This window comes from Alicyclobacillus suci (genome assembly GCF_017329615.1).
Lineage (GTDB): Bacteria > Bacillota > Bacilli > Alicyclobacillales > Alicyclobacillaceae > Alicyclobacillus > Alicyclobacillus suci.
Genome location: NZ_JAFMTW010000162.1, coordinates 1 through 499 on the forward strand (window position 1 = coordinate 1; position 499 = coordinate 499).

Annotated in this window: 1 protein-coding gene; it reads right to left on the reverse strand. The window is 53.1% G+C overall.

Going from position 1 to position 499, the window contains the following annotated elements; genetic code table 11:
• Positions 1-499, reverse strand: a 499-nt coding sequence (istB, locus tag J3482_RS20255; protein ID WP_206923095.1) for an IS21-like element helper ATPase IstB, incomplete at both ends; no start/stop codon positions are given.

Consider the following 499-nt stretch of genomic DNA (forward strand, 5'->3'; position numbering starts at 1 on the left):
AGCCGACGCCAACACCTGATCCCCAAACATGGCCCCCCAGTTGGTGAAACTTGTATTGGACGTGATAATCATCGCCCCTTGTTCATACCGCTCCGAGACCAGACGAAAGAAGTTTGCTGCATCCAGCGCGTCCAGTGGCAGATAACCAACCTCGTCGCAGATGAGGAGTTTTGGTTGGATGTACACCTTCAATCGCTTCTCTAAGCGGCCCTCCTGATGCGCTTTTCGTAAATCGGCGACCAACCGCTGCATGGTGACGAAATACACACTCATTCGGTTTTGCAAGGCCTCCATCCCCAGTGCTACAGCCAAATGTGTCTTGCCTACGCCAGGCGGACCGAGGAGAATGACGTTGTTGCGTTCCTCCACGAACGACAGTTGTGCTAATTCCCTGATTTGTCGTTCGTCGATGGACGGCTGAAACGTAAAATCGAAGTCTGCCAACGTCTTGTGATACGGGAAGTGTGCTAGGCTGAGGCGAGTATGGAGGTAGCGGTTG